The sequence below is a fragment of the Pseudoalteromonas pernae genome, assembly GCF_039831865.1.
Lineage (GTDB): Bacteria > Pseudomonadota > Gammaproteobacteria > Enterobacterales > Alteromonadaceae > Pseudoalteromonas > Pseudoalteromonas pernae.
This window is the reverse complement of sequence record NZ_JBDODM010000001.1, coordinates 685958-705151: the sequence shown is the minus strand read 5'-3', so window position 1 is coordinate 705151 and position 19194 is coordinate 685958. Positions and strand designations below refer to the sequence as shown.

Annotated in this window: 18 protein-coding genes; 10 read left to right on the top strand and 8 right to left on the bottom strand. The window is 44.8% G+C overall.

Features of this window, described 5'->3' with window-relative positions; translation table 11 throughout:
• Positions 1-51: 51 nt before the first annotated feature.
• The 8 genes from V1358_RS03035 (at position 52) to V1358_RS03000 (ending at position 9747) form a co-directional block, all read left to right on the top strand.
• Positions 52-888 carry a MipA/OmpV family protein gene (locus V1358_RS03035; protein ID WP_347392540.1) on the top strand — a complete coding sequence of 279 codons (837 nt, stop codon included), beginning with the start codon at positions 52-54 and terminating at the stop codon, positions 886-888.
• An 11-nt stretch (positions 889-899) separates the two neighbouring features.
• Entirely contained in the window at positions 900-1271 is a 372-nt protein-coding gene (locus V1358_RS03030; protein ID WP_347392539.1) for a DUF3019 domain-containing protein, read from the top strand.
• A gap of 15 nt (positions 1272-1286) precedes the next feature.
• On the top strand, positions 1287-1979 hold the full coding sequence (locus V1358_RS03025) for a response regulator (RefSeq protein ID WP_347392538.1): 693 nt from the start codon (positions 1287-1289) through the stop codon (positions 1977-1979).
• A 5-nt stretch (positions 1980-1984) separates the two neighbouring features.
• Positions 1985-3235: an ATP-binding protein gene (locus tag V1358_RS03020; RefSeq protein ID WP_347392537.1), complete on the top strand. Its 1251-nt coding sequence runs from the start codon at positions 1985-1987 to the stop codon at positions 3233-3235.
• Between the two features lie 141 nt (positions 3236-3376).
• Entirely contained in the window at positions 3377-5128 is a 1752-nt protein-coding gene (locus V1358_RS03015; RefSeq protein ID WP_347392536.1) for a DUF4856 domain-containing protein, read from the top strand.
• 127 nt (positions 5129-5255) lie between these two features.
• The gene (locus tag V1358_RS03010) at positions 5256-6530 is read left to right on the top strand and encodes an imelysin family protein (protein ID WP_347389032.1); all 1275 of its coding nucleotides are present in this window, start codon (positions 5256-5258) and stop codon (positions 6528-6530) included.
• Between the two features lie 8 nt (positions 6531-6538).
• Positions 6539-8743, top strand: a complete 2205-nt coding sequence (locus tag V1358_RS03005; RefSeq protein WP_347392535.1) for a TonB-dependent receptor family protein — start codon at positions 6539-6541, stop codon at positions 8741-8743.
• 14 nt (positions 8744-8757) lie between these two features.
• On the top strand, positions 8758-9747 hold the full coding sequence (locus V1358_RS03000) for a sterol desaturase family protein (protein WP_347392534.1): 990 nt from the start codon (positions 8758-8760) through the stop codon (positions 9745-9747).
• A 59-nt stretch (positions 9748-9806) separates the two neighbouring features.
• Here the strand turns inward: V1358_RS03000 and V1358_RS02995 are convergent, their stop codons facing one another.
• A complete protein-coding gene (locus tag V1358_RS02995; RefSeq protein ID WP_347389035.1) occupies positions 9807-10073 on the bottom strand; it encodes a hypothetical protein in 267 nt (88 codons plus the stop codon).
• A gap of 255 nt (positions 10074-10328) precedes the next feature.
• Complete coding sequence (locus V1358_RS02990) at positions 10329-11909, bottom strand: cation:proton antiporter domain-containing protein (RefSeq protein WP_347389036.1); 1581 nt, start codon at positions 11907-11909, stop codon at positions 10329-10331.
• A gap of 198 nt (positions 11910-12107) precedes the next feature.
• Between V1358_RS02990 and V1358_RS02985 the strand changes: the two genes are divergently transcribed.
• A complete protein-coding gene (locus V1358_RS02985; RefSeq protein ID WP_347392533.1) occupies positions 12108-12851 on the top strand; it encodes a sporulation protein in 744 nt (247 codons plus the stop codon).
• A gap of 66 nt (positions 12852-12917) precedes the next feature.
• Positions 12918-13367, top strand: coding sequence for a GNAT family N-acetyltransferase (locus tag V1358_RS02980; RefSeq protein ID WP_440589854.1), 450 nt, complete (start codon positions 12918-12920; stop codon positions 13365-13367).
• A 62-nt stretch (positions 13368-13429) separates the two neighbouring features.
• Here V1358_RS02980 and V1358_RS02975 read toward each other — a convergent pair whose 3' ends face one another.
• The 6 genes from V1358_RS02975 to V1358_RS02950 form a co-directional block, all read right to left on the bottom strand.
• On the bottom strand, positions 13430-14779 hold the full coding sequence (locus tag V1358_RS02975) for a sodium-dependent transporter (RefSeq protein WP_347392532.1): 1350 nt from the start codon (positions 14777-14779) through the stop codon (positions 13430-13432).
• A 211-nt stretch (positions 14780-14990) separates the two neighbouring features.
• Positions 14991-16253: an ATP-binding protein gene (locus V1358_RS02970; protein ID WP_347392531.1), complete on the bottom strand. Its 1263-nt coding sequence runs from the start codon at positions 16251-16253 to the stop codon at positions 14991-14993.
• Positions 16254-16275: 22 nt separating this feature from the next.
• On the bottom strand, positions 16276-16980 hold the full coding sequence (locus V1358_RS02965) for a response regulator (RefSeq protein ID WP_347389040.1): 705 nt from the start codon (positions 16978-16980) through the stop codon (positions 16276-16278).
• Positions 16981-17379 carry a DUF3019 domain-containing protein gene (locus V1358_RS02960; protein WP_347392530.1) on the bottom strand — a complete coding sequence of 133 codons (399 nt, stop codon included), beginning with the start codon at positions 17377-17379 and terminating at the stop codon, positions 16981-16983.
• A complete protein-coding gene (locus tag V1358_RS02955; RefSeq protein WP_347392529.1) occupies positions 17369-18205 on the bottom strand; it encodes a MipA/OmpV family protein in 837 nt (278 codons plus the stop codon). The genes V1358_RS02960 and V1358_RS02955 overlap by 11 nt, the downstream gene beginning before the upstream one ends.
• 95 nt (positions 18206-18300) lie before the next feature.
• Positions 18301-19137: a hypothetical protein gene (locus tag V1358_RS02950; protein WP_347392528.1), complete on the bottom strand. Its 837-nt coding sequence runs from the start codon at positions 19135-19137 to the stop codon at positions 18301-18303.
• Positions 19138-19194 lie beyond the last annotated feature (57 nt).

The window sequence follows — 19194 nt, the reverse complement described above, 5'->3', positions numbered from 1 at the left end:
GCAACAACTGTTGCTAGGATAGCGTTGATGTAATCTATAAGGAAAGCCAGTGTGTTTAGGCTTGGGTTAACTGTTGCCATTATTATTAGTCTGCTAAGTACAGACGCGGTTGCGTCTGACGTGCGCAGTGGTGAAATCTCTACCGGTGAGTGGCTGATAGGGGTCAATCTAGGCTATGGGGTGATGAGCAACCCGCTTAACGGCGGAGATGACCTGAATCTTTACGTGGTTCCTGATATAGCCTATTACACAGACACTTGGTATCTCGATAATACTCAACTCGGTTACACCTTTATCAATAAGTCTGAACATGTCCTGAGTGCGATTGTTGAGTTTAACCCACATACTCGCTTTTTCGTTAACTGGCATCCGGCTAATTTATTCGCACTGCAATCAAGCATGTTTGCACCCTCGGAAGCTGAAGGACCTAAAGCGATTTACATCGACGAAATTAAAGAGCGCCGATGGGCGCTAGACAGTGGTTTTGAATATCATTACTTCAGTCGTTTCGGCAAATGGTCAATGAAATTGCTTGCTGATGTCACCGATGTGTACCGAGGCGTTAGAGGTGAGATCGCGTGGTCGCAAGGCTATGCATTCAAGCAATGGATAATTGAACCCAGTATCGGCGTGCAATACAGCAACAACGAATTGAATACTTACTTCTATGGCCTCAGTGACGACGAAGTGGGGGATTTCAACGCTGTATCCCTTGGCAGCAGTGTTCACCCTTATGTTAGAATCGATGCGTCCTACATTTTAACTGAGCGCAGTGCCCTACGGATGCACATTAACTATATAGACTTCAGTGCCGTGTCTTCAGACAGTCCGCTATTTGATGAGTCCTATTCAGTCACTGCGTTTATTGGTGTGAAATACATATTCTAATTATGATGAGCATGGCGGCGTTGTTGATAATCAGTGCTCACGCTGTACAAGCAGTGACACCGTCTGTTGATAAAGCGCAAATAAAACTCACACCTCAATATTGTGTCGTTGAGCGCAAAGACACTCCCTGTGATACGCAAATCACAGTGTCGTGGATATTGCCCGACGCAACACCTGTGTGTTTACGGGAAAATCAGCGACTACTTTCCTGCTGGGATGCGAGTAAAACTGGGGCTTGGCAGTATAAAGCAAAGGTTCAGTTACCAACCATATACTCCATCACTCACGCGCATACAGGCGAATTAGTGGTAGATACCCAACTTGAACTTCAAACGTCTCGCAGTTCACGTCGACGATTACGTTCAGTTTGGAGCTTTTTTTAATTCAGGAGTTGGCACATGGCAAATATACTCTTAGTGGAAGACGATATAGCGCTTCAAGAGTTAACACGAGATTATTTAGAACAGAACAACTTGTCAGTTGCCGTTTTATCTCGTGGTGATGAGGTAATGGAATATCTAAGTAAGCATCAAGTAGATTTGATGATCTTAGATGTTATGTTACCCGGTAAAGATGGCTTTAGTGTATGTCGTGAAGTCCGAGATAAATACTCGCTACCAATTTTGATGCTCACAGCCAAAGGTGAAGATTTCGACCAGGTAATTGGTTTAGAGCTCGGTGCTGATGACTATGTGATTAAACCTGCAGAGCCGCGTGTACTGCTAGCCCGAATTACCGCTTTGTTGCGCCGCTCTCAAGAACAAGAGAAAAATGTACAGAGTGTGGCATTTGGCGAGCTAAAAATTGACAAAAATAGCCGTATCGTGACATTAAAAAATGAGGAAATTACCCTCACGTCACATGAATTTGAGTTATTATGGTTGCTTGCAAGTAACGCTGGTGACGTTTTGAGCCGTGAATATGTGCACGAGCAAATGATTGGTCGCCAATACGATGGTCTCGATAGAACAGTGGATGTGCGTATTTCTCGATTGCGTAAAAAGCTCGGAGATAACAGCGATAAACCATACAAGATAAAAACTGTGTGGGGCCAAGGTTACTTATTCGTTAGTGATGCGTGGAGTGATTAACTAAGTTGGGAAAGCTGTTTGTAAGCCTGTATTTATACATTATTGTTTCTTTGGTGATTGTAACCGGTGCAATAGAAAGGATCTGGCCTGCAGCTGAACAATCCACACCTCTTGCTTTAGAGTTAGGTAATAATTTTAAAGCTCTCGCCCAAAGTAAGCTTGGGCGCATGTATATTCAAAGCCAATACATTACGCAGTACATAGATAAGGAAGCCATTGTACTGCCACAAAGCCTGCAGCAACGTCTTGAACAAAATGAGTCAGTGCATGTTTACGATGCACGTGACCGACTCATTTGGTATGTGCCCACCGATGACGGCAAGCTGTTGCAAGTCGGCCCCGTTGAACTCCCTAAACAGCAAAAAGAAAGCTTCGTTGGCCCATATTTACTGTTGCTCCTAGTTGTTGGTGCGCCAGTAGGTCTATGGAGTTTAATGTTATGGCGAGACTTTAATAAGCTCAGTGAAACCTGCGCTCAAGTTGATGGGCGCATGGATATTAACATGAGCAACATGGGGCGTTCTTTTCTATTGCCAATAACCGATGCCCTGCAAGTGATGCAAAGGCGTATTAACAGCCTGCTCAGTGCCCAACGCGAGTTGACGTCGTCAGTTTCTCACGAGTTTAGAACCCCACTGGCGCGTTTGAAGTTTGCGTTAGCGATGATGGAAGAGGGAGGGGATGAGCGACATAAGAAATACCTGCGTTCAATGACCTCAGATGTGACTGAGTTGGAAAATTTAGTCAGTGAAATGCTCCACTACGCCCGTTTGGATGCACAAAGTCCAACCTTGGTACTTGAACTTGTTGATCTCAACGAGCTTGTAGACAACCTCGTTGAAAAGCTTCACTTCGACAGCAATGTAGCGATAGATATCATTCACGAGCAACCTAACTTATTACGTTGTGACCCACATTTTCTAGCCCGAGCAATACAAAATCTGCTAGGTAACGCCCTCAAACATGCGCATCAGCATATCCAAGTCACATTGGTGGCTGATGAAGATGTGTGCCTTATCATTGTTGAAGATGATGGCGCCGGAATAGCTCCGCATAAACGAGCGGATATTTTCAAACCCTTTATTCGCCTTGACCAAAGCCGTGATAAAAGCACCGGTGGTTATGGTCTTGGCCTAGCTATTACCGCAAAAATTGTGCAGTGGCACCATGGTAAAATCACTGTTGAAGACAGTGAGTTGGGTGGTGCCAAATTCATTGTGGCCCTCCCTTTTACTAAGCCAAAACAGCAGATGTAATTCTTGTTCGAATAAGTGTTTAATAAAACTTACAACAAAATTTAAATAATCTAATAAATGATATTGATTGTTATTTACATGTCGCTATAATGGGCCGCAATTACAAACAAGAATGATTATTATCTAACTTGGGATAACACAATGAACTTGCGCAAATCTCTTATTACATCAGCTGTATTAGCGGCAACTATGGGTCTTACTGCATGTGGCGGCGGATCAGGTTCTGATAACAACGGTGGCACTCCAACACCACCTCCTGCGAACACAGCACCAACTGACATTTCACTTTCAGCAACATCTGTGAATGATGATGTTGTTGGTTCAGTAGTAGGCACGCTAAGCGCAAGTGACGACAGCACTTCTGGTCTGAGCTTTACTCTGGCGGAAGATGAAATGTTGTTTGAAATCGTTGATGGCACGACGCTTAAATTAAAAGAGGGCATCGCGCTTAACTTTGAGCAGCAAACACAAGCAACAGTGACCGTGAAAGTAACAGATGCTGGTGGCCTTAGCTTCGAAAAAGAATTAACAGTTTCGGTATCTGACGTTGAAGCTCAAGACGGTGTAAACGTCTATGAGTTTGCTTCAAAACTAGGTGCAGGTTCATCTGTTTCTTACACAGGCCAAATCGCACGTCATGCATTATCAGCTGAAATCAAAAGCTACATCGGTAAGCTAACGAGTGACTACGTAACAACAAACAGCCTAACAGGTGACGCTGTCAAAGCGCAGCTTATGGCGTTTTGGAATGACTACGAAGTGGTTAAAGACTCAAGCTTTAGCTTCGCGGGTGATATCACGACTAAGCAAAGCTCATTTGCACAAATTTCTGCATCGGGTAAAGACTTGCACGCTAAAATTGCGGGTAACGATACTTCAAAAATGTACAAAACGTGGGAAGTTGCGGGTGTATTCAAAGGTTGGACTGAATTCGGTGCCCAGTCAGCAACGCCTGAAGGCTTGATTTACCATTACTTTGACATGCTTGCTGCAAACATCGACAAGCACAACGATGGTGAAGTGATGATGGACCCTGCGGGTAACCCAATCACTAAACTATATCTTACTGAAACCGGCTTAGACCTTAACCAGCTGATTCAAAAGCATACGTTAGGTGCATTAATGTTTTCTCAAGGTACAGATGATTACCTAGAGCAGGGCTTAGAAGCCGATAACGTCGGTGGTGATGTTTACACAGAACTTGAACACCAATTCGACGAAGGCTTTGGTTACTTCGGTGCTGCGCGTAACTACCTTGAGTACAGCGATGATGAGATTGCAGCAAAAGGCGGCCGTGAAGCATTCTCGGGTAGCTACAATGACTATACTGGCGATGGCCTGATTGACCTTGCTGCTGAGTACAACTGGGGTAACTCAACCAATGCCGCCAAACGTGACCGTGGCGCAGCGGTAACTACTGATTTCTCAGCAGCCGCGATGAACGCATTTATTGCGGGTCGTAAAATCATTAATGATAACGTTGGGTCAGTACTGACAACGGAACAAATGGATGCCCTAAAAGCGCAGCGTGATATTGCTGTCGCGAACTGGGAAATGGCCATTGCTGCAACGGTAGTTCACTACATTAATGATACTCACGCTGACCTTGCGACTATCAGCTCTGGTGATTTCACAGCGGATGATTTCGCAAATCTTGCTAAGCACTTCTCAGAAATGAAAGGCTTTGCAATGAACTTCCAGTTCAGCCCGTTCTCGCCTTTTAATGATGCTGCAAATGCAGGAAAGTTCGAAACTTTACACACGCTATTAGGTGATGCACCAGTAGTGGCAGACGCAAGCGCCGTGAGTGCTTACCAAGCGCAGTTGTTGGAAGCGCGTGACTTACTGCAAGACGTATACGGCTTCAACGCTCAGAATGTTGCAAACTGGTAAGTTATGAACGCCGGCATTGCGCCAAAATAGTATAAGTAAAAGGTTAGCTTTGATTGAATTCAGAGCTGACCTTTTTGTCGTTTTATCTGACTTCAAAATTGGAGTCTGAGCAAACATAGGATTGAGTATGAAAACTGCGAATTTTCGCTTAGGAGCTGTTAGTTTGGCTCTGGTACTTGCCTTAACAGGGTGTGGCGAGAGCACGTCGAGCTCTCAAGGTGATGGCTTTAACAATGGCGGCGACCAAGGAGTGGTGATCGATCCAACCACATTTGATGAAGCGCAACTGGTTGCAAACCTCGTCGATAATGTTATTACCCCAGCTTACAACCTTTTCTACAGCCAAGCCGTTGCGCAACGCGCAGCAATTGATGCTTATTGCGCACTGGAGCAACAAAGTATTGAGTCAAGCTCAGAAGCAGCGCTGGCAGCAATGGATGATGCACAGACTGCATGGTTAGATGCCATGAGCGCTTGGCAACATATTGAAGTAATGCAGATGGGGCCACTGTTAGACAACAATGCAGAGCTTCGTAATCGTATTTATTCATGGCCGGCAATCAGCCGCTGTGGAGTGGATCAAGACGTGGTGTATCACCAAGATGGAGTGATCAACAAAGACGAAACTCGCCCATATGATATTACCGCGCGCACGGCAACACGCCGTGGTCTATTTGCTCTTCAGCATGTGTTGTTCAATGAGCAATACGATCATCATTGTAGTGTCGCTAATGAAGCGCTAGCAGATTGGAACGGCCGTACTGTGTTAGACAGAAAAGTAGCGCGCTGTGAATATGCAGTAACCGCTGCAGACGACGTTATTGTGTCGGCTCAAGAGTTGCTCGATAAGTGGCAGGGTGAAACTGGATTTGCCGTACAGTTAAAAACGGCAGGTGAAGCAGGTTCACAGTTTGAAAATGCACACGTGGCGTTGAATCACATTACCGATGCCATGTTCTACTTAACTGAAATGGTAAAAGATAAAAAACTCGCCGAGCCAATTGGTATTTTGCCAAACACCTGCGGTACTTCAGCATGTCCAGAGGATGTTGAAAGTGTGGATGCTAAAAGTTCATTGGCGAACATCCAAGCCAACTTGCTAGCGTTTGAAGCGTTACTTGTTGGTAATACTTATGGCGCAGAAGCCATGCTGGGTTTTGATGATTACCTGGATGAAGAGCAAGCGAGCGCAACGAAAGAACGTATGCTTGCTGCTATCGCAGAGACTAAAGCTGCAATTGCGGCTATTGAATCAGACCTAGGTACAGCACTTATCGAAAACGAAGAGCAAGTTCGAGATGTTCACACTAAGGTGAAGTCAATCACTGATGAGCTGAAGAACGACTTTATCAATGAGCTTGCTCTTGAATTACCAACCACGTCTGCCGGCGACAACGATTAAGGATGACCATGAAATTCAGTAAATTAGCCTTGGCCGTAGGTGTTGCAGCCCTTGGTTTTAACGCACTGGCGGAAGATAAAAATCTTGAGCACATTCAAATTATCAGTCATCACGACAAATTGCGCACTGAAGCAGGCTCTGCAACGCTGATCAGTGAAGAGCAACTTGAAGAGTTTGAATTTGACGATATTCACCGTATTTTATCGCAGGTTCCTGGCGTAAATATTCGTGAAGAAGATGGTTTTGGTTTGCGTCCAAATATTGGCTTTCGCGGTGTAACCCCTGAGCGTAGTAAAAAGATAACCATACTTGAAGATGGTGTATTGATTGGACCTGCGCCTTATTCAGCGCCTGCTGCTTACTATTTCCCTGTTACCACTCGCATGACAGCAGTGGAAGTATTTAAAGGTCCGGCGGCCATTAAATACGGCCCACAAACTGTTGCTGGGACCTTGAACTTGGTAACGCGCCAAGTACCAGATTACGCAATTGGTGGCTTAGACTTGGCGACAGGCAGTGATGGTTACGCCAAAGCGCATGGTTATTATGGCAATCGTCAGGACAACATCGGCTTTTTAGTTGAAGGTGTTCACCTTGAAAGTGATGGCTTCAAAGAGCTTGATGGCGGTGGCGACACCGGTTTTAAGAAAGATGATTTCCTTATCAAGGCAGACTACAAGTTGGACGGACAGCAATTTGACCAACGCTTTGAAGTTAAATTGTCATATGCCGATGAGCTTTCTGACGAGACTTACCTTGGTTTGACTGACAGTGATTTTGCCGGAAACCCTTATCGCCGTTATGCAGCGTCTCAGCCTGCGCAAATGGATACAAAACACACACAAGTGATGTTTACCCATCAATTAACCAGCCAAAGTGTTGATTTAACCACTCGCGTTTATCGTAATGATTACGAGCGTGCATGGTTGAAATTGAACGGTTTAAGCAATTCAAGCGCAAGTCTATCTGACATTCTCGCCAGCCCAGAGTTGTTTGAAGCGCAATATGATGTGATCCGCGGCGAACGCAACTCCGTTGTTGCGGGTGAAACCACTCACTTTTTGACTATGGGCACCAATGATCGCGAATACTACTCTCAAGGTATTCAGGTTGATGGCGACTGGCGAGTTCCTGTGTTTGGACTAACGCACAATGTGTCCTTTGGTGTACGTTTCCATCAGGATGAAATTGAACGCAATCACTTCGAAGATACCTATTCGATGATTGATGGCGTCAGCACCCGCGTTGAGGGTACTAAAACCTTTACCACTGAAGACACTGAGTCAACGGATGCATGGTCGGTTTATATTGAAGACCAAGTTACGCTTGATAAATTGACGCTGGGCGTGGGTGTTCGAGGTGAGTTGATGGATATGGAATATCAAAACGATAAACCAGATTCAGCGGATGACTATCAGACCAAGACAACCCGTATTTGGCTACCCGGTGTAAGCGGCTTCTACCAACTCAATGACAACAGCGGTCTATTGTTCGGTGTACATCAAGGCTTTGTGCCATCAAGCCCTTCATCACCAGCGCGTGGCGATGATGATGAGTTTGAAAAGAGTGTAAACTACGAATTTGGTGGACGCTTTAATGACGGCGTTACCCAGTTTGAAATCGTTGGTTTCTACAATGATTATTCAAACCTAATTGAAAGCTGTGGCCAATCAAACTGTGGTACCCAAGTACAGCTAGATACCGAGTTTAGCGGTGGTGAAGTAGATGTATGGGGTGTCGAGTCGCAATTCGCTCAAACTTACCCGCTGAATATCCATCTCGATGTGCCGATGAGCATGACGTACACTTACACACAGAGTGAATTCCAAGAAGAGTTATACTCTGAGTTTGTACAATGGGGGCATATTCGTCCAGGAGACCGTTTACCCTACTTACCAACCCATCAAGCGACGTTTAGCGTGGGTCTTGCACACCAAGATTGGGCGGTTGATTTGTTGGTTAAATACGTAAGCGAAATGCCAGAAACGGCAGGGGTAGGATACGAAAACTTTGACATGCCATTGGCTGGCAAAGAAGTGCCTGCTACCACAGTGGTGGACCTTGCAGCTCATTATGAGCTAGGCCAATATGGTCGCATTTACGCGAAGATAGACAACTTGTTCGATCAGGATAATATCGTCAGTCGCCGCCCTTATGGTGCGAGGCCAGGTAAACCGCGTACAATGTCTATTGGTTACAAATACCAGTTTTAGTTGAGGTATAGGCCGTGATAGAGACGATTTGGCAGAGTATTTTACAGACGCCTGATTATCTTGTTGATGCTAATAAACGTATCTTTGTTGGCTACATTGTCACGGCTTTAGTTCTTGCACTGGTAGTGTACGCGAAGCGAAAGTCCAAGCGTTCTATGCGTGGATTTTTTCGTTATGTGTTTGCCAAAAAAATCTGGTGGGCGCCCAGTGCCCGCCAAGATTATCAGCTTTGGATATACAACCGTCTCTTAAAAGCACTGCTTTTCGCGCCCATTGTAGTCACCATGGTGCCGATAGCCTTGGGTACAACTGAGGCACTGGAGACGATATTTGGTCCGCACTCTCCCTATGTGTTAAGTGAATTTTCAGTCGTCGCGATATTCACGATTCTTTTATTTATTGCCGATGATTTTACGCGCTTCATTCTTCATTACGCGCTGCATAAAATTCCATTTTTATGGCACTATCATAAAGTTCACCATTCAGCGAAAGTGCTCACACCGTTTACCATTTATCGCTCTCACCCCGTAGAAAGCTACTTGTACGCGTGTCGCATGGCATTGTCTCAGGGCTTTGTGGTTGGCATATGCTTCTATTGGTTTGGCACCCAGTTGTCTATGTACGATATTCTCGGCGCCAATGTGTTTGTGTTTATGTTTAATGCTATGGGCTCTAATTTACGCCACTCGCATGTGTGGCTGAGTTGGGGTAAACACGTTGAAAAATGGTTTATAAGCCCAGCCCAACACCAAATACATCACAGCGATAACCCTCGCCACTTTGATACCAACTTAGGCTCGGCATTAGCGGTATGGGATCGGATGTTCGGAACGTTAATTCGCGCTGATGAAGTGGGTAAGATATCGATAGGCGTTGGACAATATGACGCAGGGCACAATACTATTCGAGATATTTATACCAAGCCAGTTGTAGACTCGTTTAAATCTCTTTTTGGTAAGGTAGACGTTGGCAGCACGTCAGTGCAAATTAAGAAGGGAAAATAGGCTGACGACGGGCAGTGCCAGCCTATTTAAATGAGGGAGTAGGCCCTCAAAAACTGGTTCTAGTGATAGGTCTTCTGCTTTGAAAAGCCCATCTTATGTAATTTATTGATAAGACTCGGGTCGTCCAATCTTTCAGGTGCGCTATTAGAGCGGATCATATGGTCCTTCGGAACTTGATACACATCCAGCATCTTCTGAAAGAGTACATAGCGTAAATACTGTGGAGTCACCCCCGCATCTTGGATGCTTTCTAGCTGCTGCTGAACGTCATGCATTTGCTGCGGATCTAGGTCATGCATTGTCGGCGTTTTCTTCGTTAGCGACATACTTACTCCTACCTATTTACTGCTCAAAATTTAACTAATGTAACTCAGCAATTCCCTCACAAATTCTGTGTTAAAAATAGAGACTTACATCAGACTACGAAATAAGTGTACTCCTTTTTTCTGGGTTGTTACCAACAACCGTGTAAAGCTTTGTAAATAAGGTGATATAAATTTGGGTACAGATGTGTAGATTGGTGCGAATTCAGAAAGTAAGTGATAACACCAAAGAATGTGTTATCACTTCTTCAAAAGGAGTTAGGACTGAGCAGGGGATATCTTTTCTTTCACGTGCTCAGCAAAACCACTACCGGCTTCTAAATAGAAGTTGTATGTGGAGTTAACGCCAAGTTCTTTAAGTTCTTTTTGTTGGTCTGGGTAATTAGCAATAGCGGTTACTTGGCCTGCGTAACCGGAGGCTTTTAACTGTTGTAATGCAAAGATATTTTGGTTGTGTTTGGGCATAGCCAACATAACCATCTCTACGTCTGAGTGATTCAGACGTTGCCAGAAATCAGGGTCGGTTGCATCGGCGGTTAACACGCGACGGCCTCTTTTCACATGCTTCTCTACCACCTCAGGTTTGATATCAATACCCGCAACTGCATCAGGAAAACTACCAGCAATGGTTTCATAGGCACCCGTACCAATTCTGCCCATCCCAAAAATAACGATACGCGTGTTATGAAGGTTCACGGGTAATTCCTCTGCCAATCGAGTATCACTTTCAAAGCGTAATAACCAGTTTTCCATCTTTACATATAATTCATTTGAGCGCGCATTGAGAGGCGATGCGATGATAAAAGTAATAGCCACAGCCGCAGCAACAACAGCAAGCCATTGCGGTGAGACCCAACCAGAGCTTGCCGCGACGGCGCACACGATAAGTCCGAACTCACTGTAATTGGCGAGGGTAAAGGCGCTTAATAAGGATGTACGGGCACGCAACTTAGCGGCGTTGGTAAGTACGTAGTACAAGGCCACCTTGATGCCCAACACAGAGACGATAAGCAATGCGGCAATGACAGCATTGAAGGTTAAGTCTGCGTTTAGTCCTATGGTAAGGAAAAAGCCTACAAGTAAGATGTCCTTGAAGCTCAACAAGGATTTAGCCAGCTCACTTGCCTTTTTATGGCTGGCAAATAACATGCCTAATATGAGGGCGCCCAAGTCACCTTTTATACCTGCGAATTCGAAAGCGTGATAGCCCGCGACCAGCGCGAAGAAGAAACCGAATAAAGGCAATAACTCACCGTGTTTTGAGCGATTTAGAATCCAAAACATCACAGGACGCATAAGTGGTAGAAGAGCGAGGAGGGCCAATGCCCAATAGTTAGGTAACTTTCCTGTACTAGCCACTAAAAAGAGCACGGCAAAGATGTCTTGCATAACCAAGATACCGATAGAGATTTTACCGTGTAAGCTCGCCATCTCCCCGCGATCTTCGAGGACCTTCACCGCAAATACAGTGCTAGAGAAGCTAAATGCGAAGCCTAGTAATAGCGCCGTTTGCCAATTCAGCTCCACGAACAATGGCAGTGTTAATGCGCCAAGCAACAGTAGTAACCCACCGAACAAGGCGGTACTTATTATTATGTGGGCGCTTGCTGGTGCCCACACTTGGACTTTCATTAAGCTCGACACTTTCAGTTTTAGGCCGATGCTAAACAATAATAGGGTGATCCCCAAATCGGCAATGTTATTGAGCAAGTCTGTCGTTTTGTATCCAGCCCAATGCAGCACAAAACCAGCGAGCAAAAAGCCCACCATGGGAGGAAGTTTGACTTGGAAAGCGATAAAGCCACATACAAATGCGACTGCAAAAAAGATGAGTTCCATAAAATTCTTTTTATATGCTTGGTGTTTACAGTGTAACGAATGCCTCGCATATTGAAAATACACATGACTAATCTTCACGTCCCAAAGGGGGTCGCTACCTAAAGTGTATCCATTTTGGCGTCAAAACAAACTTTTCACTGACAAGGCCATAAAAATGTGGTTAAGATGCTCAAAAGGATATTTCAAACAGGAGTAGTTATGTTTAAAAAAATCCTGGCCTCAGTGGGTATTGGGGCGGCGAAAGTAGATACAGTGTTGCAAACTGAGCATTTGCATCCAGGACAGAAATTTCATGCGGAAATCATCATAAATGGTGGTGATGTTGAACAGGATATCTCGGGCCTTGAATTAGCCTTAATGACCAGGGTAAAAGTTGAATCAGATGACGGAGACTATTTTAGCAATCACGTTATTCAAAAATGGCGTATTAGCGAGCAGTTGACGATTCAACCAGGCGAAGAGCAACGGATCCCATTCGAGGCGCGTCTGCACTCTGAAACGCCAATTACTGAGCTTCATGCTGGATACAACCAAACGCAAGTGTGGATCCAAACCGGCTTAAATATAGACTTAGCAATTGATGCAAGTGACCGCGACGTATTACACATTTATCCGAATGAAGCGGTGAAAACCTGCATGCAAGCTATGGAAAAACTAGGATTTGGCTTAATGAAAGCCGATGTTGAGCAAGGCTATTTGCGTGCTCCTAGTTTTCAGTCAACTTCCGGTTGCTATCAGGAGCTAGAGTATCGCCCTAATCGTGGCGGTATGTTCGGTATTCAAGAGGTAGAGCTGTCGTTTGTGCCAGAAACGCATCAAACACACGTACTGATAGAATTAGACAGAGCGTTTCGCTCGGACGGATACATCGACTTAACGATTGAGCACGATCATGTGAATTTATCGCAAATTTGTGATCAACTTGAGCGTTTAATTCACTAAATCACAAACATATTAATGATAGAAAAGAGCCCAGTTTTCTGGGCTTTTTTATTAATGAGGTCGTTCATGACTATTGATTGGACTTGTAAGTCATTTTCACAGTTGGATACGGTGGAATTATTCTCTTTGATGCGTGCGCGGGTGGATGTGTTCGTGGTAGAACAAAATTGTCCATACCCCGAACTAGACGATGCCGATATAAACGAGCATACCCAGCATATTCTTGGTTATGTCGATAATGAACTGGCCGTCTATGCGCGTTGTTTAATCAAGGGTAACATGGTGGCCATTGGTAGAGTGTTAGTTGTGGCCTCGCAACGTGGCAAAGGGTTCGCCCACACCCTAATGAATCAGGCGCTCCATGTGTGCCAAGAGTCATTTCCCAATCGCCAAGTGGTATTGAGTGCGCAAACTTACTTGCTGGATTTCTATCAGCAGTTTGGGTTTGTGACCCAAGGTGAGCCTTATCTTGAGGATGGCATTGAACATCAAGATATGATGCTACCTATGAACTAGCAGGTTTGTGCAAAGCTAAAAAAAGGAAGCCTTGGCTTCCTTTTTTTGATTCAGCGTCGTGTTTATCGTAGGGAGTTGATAAACACCAAAGAAATGCACACTGGACATACAAATTTTATGTACCACGGCCAAATCTTCCAGAACCAACCAGATGCTGCATCCGGGTTGCCCGATTGGATTTCCTTAAGAAGCGAAGCTCGGTGCCAAATCCAACCTACAAACACACAGCACATCAACCCAAGTAATGGTTGACCAAAGCGTGTTGTCAGCGCAATTACGAAGCCAAACAATTGTTCGAAGTTCAGCAAAATGAGTGTACTAATGCCACCAATGATTGCACCTATTGTCCACGTCGCCGGCTTTCTATCTAAGCCAAATTTCTCAACTGTGTAAGATACCGGCGCTTCTAACATAGAGATTGACGAGGTAAGTGCAGCAATACTCATCAAGGCGAAGAAAGCAAAGCCTACAAATAACCCGGCGCTGCCCATAGAATCAAATAACGCGGGTAACACTTGGAATACTAACGTGTCTTCTGAGAGCAATTTACCGGCTTCATCAAAAATTTGTACACCTTGCGCTTGGGCAACATACATCGCAGGAATGATTAAAAGGCCAGCCACAAATGCGATAAATACATCTATAAGTGTTACCGAAGCGCCTAAGGTCACAAGATTCTCATTCTTAGAAACGTAAGAACCGTAAATGATCATCACACTGGTGCCCAGTGACAATGAGAAAAACGCTTGGCCTAGTGCACTTACAAGTAATGCTGGCTCAAAAATAGCAGTAAAATCAGGTAGCAGGTAGTTGCGAAGACCTTCAGATGCGCCATCTTGGCTCATAACGTAAGCTATCAACGCGAAAAGAATTCCCAGTAGTGCAGGCATGAGTCGCTTTGACCACTTTTCAATGCCGTTTTCTACGCCCTTACTGATGATCATTACAGTTAGAAGGATAAAGCCACCTGCGAATAACAGGTTGCGAACTAATGATTGGCTTGTCATCCAAGTTGCAGCTTCTTGCGCCCCTACAAGTTCGGCAACGGGTTCAGCGGTGTAGCTGATCATCCAGCCAGCAACGATGGCGTAAAAGCTTAGAATTAAACCAGCGCAAATAATACCACCAAAGCCGACCAAAAAAGCCAAAGGATGTTGCCATTTATGATTGGATATCTTCTTTAACGAACTCACGGCATTTGCTTGGCCATAGCGACCAACAACAAGTTCGGCCATTAAAGCTGGATATGCCAAACAAAACGCAAGAACGAGGTAAGCTAAAACGAAAGCGGCTCCACCATTGGTAGCCGTTTGGGTTGGAAATCCCCAAATATTTCCGAGACCAACTGCAGAGCCAGCAGCGGCCATAATAAAACCAAAACGGGAGCTAAACTCCCCACGCGACGCACTCATATTATTATAATTTCTCTATTGCTCAATTGCGCCCTAAATCTACTGTAATTTGCATGAAATAAAAAGCGCAATACGGTAATTAGTGGCGTCAAACGAGGGTAAAGTGCGCAATACGACCTTGGTTTTGCCTTTCGTATAGAACCGCTGGAGCACGCACAATACATCGTTCTGTATCGAATTGTGAAAGTAAGTTTTGGTTGTAAATCCAATGTTACAGTGGCAAACGTAAGGTGAATTTTGCGCCATTCAGTTCAGCACTGTTACTGACCAATAATTCGCCTTTGTGCCACATCAACACTTTATTACAAATAGCAAGACCTAATCCATACCCTTGTTGGTTGCGATGTTTTGCACTTTGATAGAAAGGTTTCAACACCGCATGTTGTTCTTGTTGAGCAATGCCAGGACCATCATCGGCGATATTAATATCGAGGAATTGATTGCCCACTTGCACTTCAATTGCGATACGAGATTGAGCGTAACGCAGGGCATTACCGATAATGTTCTGAATAGCTCTGGCTAGCCAGTGCAAATCAGCATTGATAATTTGCTCAGGTGGACAATCAACTGTTACCGACAGTGAGTTAAACTGAGAGCTGAGCTGCTCGACAATTTCCTCTAAGTAACTTTTAAGCTCAACGCTACTGAAATTTAACTCAGCACTTTGCTGCTGCAATGCCGCAAAGTTGAGGTAGCTGCTTAGCATAGACTCCATGGTGTCCAAGTCTTTTTCCATGCGCGAGAGATAGCGTTGTTGTGCACTTGGGTCGTCTGAATCTAATGCTGCATCCAAGCCAAACCGCAAACACGCAATCGGTGTACGTATATCGTGTGAAAGGCTTGATGCCATGAGTTTATTTTCTTCGAGCAGGGCGTTAATTTGCTCCGCCATACTATTAAAGCTTTGTTCCAACTGCTTGGTGTAACTAAAACGGCTTGGGGCGACTCGGGTGCTGAGTTTACCACTGGCAAATTTAGCTGCTGCGCTCGCAAGCACGGATATCCGCTGTGTTAACGGTACCAATGGCAGCCACATACAGAGGCTCACACCCGTATAAAATAGTACGGTTAGTAATAGGTCTTGTTTTGGCTGCTCGGGCTTTGGCAATCGCATCGCCAAATGGTGGTCGTTGAGCCGTTCGGAGGAGCGCACAAGATAAAGTCCTTCTTCATCCGCGAGCACCAGTCCACTGGGTTGAAATAACTGTTGGCGTAAAGGTGAGGGCAGTGCCAGCGTACTGTTTGCGGCGAACTTCATATCCAGGTTGAAGTGCTTGTTGAGTTCAGACAGTGTCTTTTGTTGCTCCTCGATACTGACATTTTCCAAATAAGAAACCATGCCCCCGAGTACATCCCTTTGCTGGCTAAAATCATCCTGTTCGTAGCTGTCAGTGGCAAAGCTATCAATGAGCCAGCTTAACAGCACCACGGAAAGTAGCGCGGTACACAGCAAAGAAACGTAGAGCTTTTTCATGTGCCTTCCTTGAACCTAGCTATTACCACGCATCTTTAACCAGTAAGTAGCCTTTACCCCATATCGTTTTGATACGCTGGGGTTGATTGCCACTGTCGTTGAATCGTTTGCGCAGAGCCGATATAACGACGTCCACACTGCGATCCAAACCGTCATACTCTCGACCTTTTACCGCTTTGAACACCGAATCGCGGTCAACGACTTCACCGGCGTGTTGTGCAAGGTAAGCAAGCAAAGAGAATTCCGCATGAGATAACTCTATGTTTTCTTTGCCAAAGGATACCCTGTGTGACTGCATATCGATATGTAATTGCCCAACATTAAGGTGTGTTTGTACACTGGTGCTAGGTTGCTCCTCACTGGCGTCTCGTAAATTCGCTTTGATGCGTGCCAGCAATACTCGTGGGCGTGCAGGTTTGGCGATGTAATCACTGGCACCAACTTCAAGACCAATCACCTCATCGAGTTCATCATCTCGGGCAGTAAGCATAATAATGGGTTGTTGATAAAATTGGCGCAAGCGCGTGCAAACGCTAATGCCGTCCAAACCGGGCAACATGATATCTAACAAGATCAAATCAGGCTGCTGTGCACGAACATAATCTTCAACCTGTAGGCCATTGTCACAAATACCTACTTTGTATCCATTCTGAGTCAAAAAGTCAGCCATCCACTCACTCAGTGACACATCGTCTTCAACAACTAAAATATGTGGCTCTTGGCTCATTTAAAATAATCTCCACCTGCGCTTTCTCTGTTTACTGGTGTAAACCCATTGTACTTTTACTTCGCTGCGCGCGAGCACTTGCTGAGTGGTAACATGAAAGAGTTCATAGCTTTGTGCTGTTGCACTGGCAAAATCAATGCTGATCTCACCGCGCAAAGTGCGCTCCCAACAATGCAGCGGCTTACTGTTATCTGCTCGGCGTATACAATACCGATCCTCACTGTTTACCTGCCAGTTAAAGGTAATGTCTGAATAACATGTCCGGCCTTGGCGTAATGCGACGCAGGTATTGGGTGTCGACAATAACGCATTGTCTTCGCTTGGGTTATCTGCAGCAGACGCGTAAATAAGAGGTTGCACCCCTAAAACAAGGGTGAAAAGTGAGTGTTTAAAAGACATAGCGCACGCCTACCTTGGCCTTATGCTGATATGACTGAGAAATAATTGGGCTATCAGCAATTCCTTCTGAAAACCAAGTGGAAAGCCAACCCGCTAAAAACACCCAGTTTTGTGTTAAAGGGTATTCAGCATGAAATTCTAAAACATATGAATGTGAGGATGTGGCGTTGTAAATTGGTCGCTCTGTGGTGGCTTCATGCGGTGCGATACCAAAATAATAATCGGTGAAATCGCTGGAATAATAGTTGATCCCCATGCCCGCACGGAACTCCCAATTGCGGTATTGTTCAATACTGGTTAAGAAGCCCGTGAATATCCAGCCATTATGCGTACCAGTGACATCATGCAACATTTCAAACGAGATTTGGCTATCTTCAAAACGGCGCGACATTCTCAAACCTACGTCAAAATCATAGTGTCGTCTGTCGATGCCTTTGAGCTCTTCAACCACGTCACGGTCATAGACTTTTAGCCCAGTTTCGTCAAAGCCTGATTGCACGTTCGTGCCGACGATATCAAGCCCCCACTCATATTTATCAATCAGCGAATAGCCAATCACCATGCCACCACTGAGCTGACTGTGATCAACGTCTAAGTAAAATTTATCGTAGGTGATAACTAGGTTTAAATCTGGCTCTAGGCCATCGTCATAGGAATCTAAGCCAACTAAATAGGAGTCTTCAATGTAATAACCAGCACCAATACTCCAATCCCAGTTGAAGCCTTGTTGCGGCTCGAGTTGATTGTCAGAGTAGTAACGGTTACTCGCGAAACTGGTGCTCGAGAGTAGAAGTAAAACGCATATAAATAAACAACGCATTGGCATAGTGTCACGCTTTTTTATTTTTATTGTAATGACAGTTACTACTACAAACTGTAAGAAATTGTAGGAAGTAAGCGACTCTAGGTGAGTCGCCCAATTTAATTGATACTTATTTTCTCAAGTATGATGCCGCTGAGGTAATAGTGTAGATCAGGAACCAAGGCACTCACTTCTGTCGTGGTGCAAGCTCCAGCAATTTTCTCGAGCTCTGAAGACTTAGTTACAATCTGGTAGCTTGGGGCAACAGGAGCGGGTTTATCACCACGCTCGGCGAGCGCGTCCGGTGAATTATGCGTTTCTACAAATTGCTGAACCTGCTCTTGGTTCTCAATACTGTCTGTCAGAGTTAGCTTCCAACGCAAAGGATTGCGTTGGAAGCTTGCCGTGTCTAAGGATGACTTCGCAAACCACACCACATCCTTTGAAGATTGATGAGTTAATTTCATGCTAACTGAACCAGATATGTTGCTGCATTTTTGCTTTGCCAACTGCTCCTGGAGATCTTCTTTACTCAGAATATGTCCGTTGCTAAGAGTGTACTCAGCATCGTCAGTTTCACTGATGTCTAGCTGGTTGATACTCAACATATAATCCGCTTGTTTAGGATCGTTGATAACAATCAATTCTTTTTCATTGAAAATGGCTATCAGTCTATTACGCAAACGATCGGTCAAGGCAACCTGCTGACTGTCGATGACTACAGTCTGACCACGATTGACTGGATGAGCAGGTAATTGCACTGATTTTAAACGCGGGCTCTGATGCTCAATTTGATACTCAAGTACATAAGTGCGCTCACTTAGTGTAGGCTTCGCCGGCATGACTACACGTTCCGTTTGTGACTCTAGCACTGGCATCGGCACGTTGAAACTACTACAGCCCACAAGCACAAGCGTTGTAAAAACTAATCCACTTTTTAATATATTTTTAGTCATCGTTTTAAAAACTCTTAGTTACAAACTCGGGCTCGAAATAAGTTATACTCAGCCATT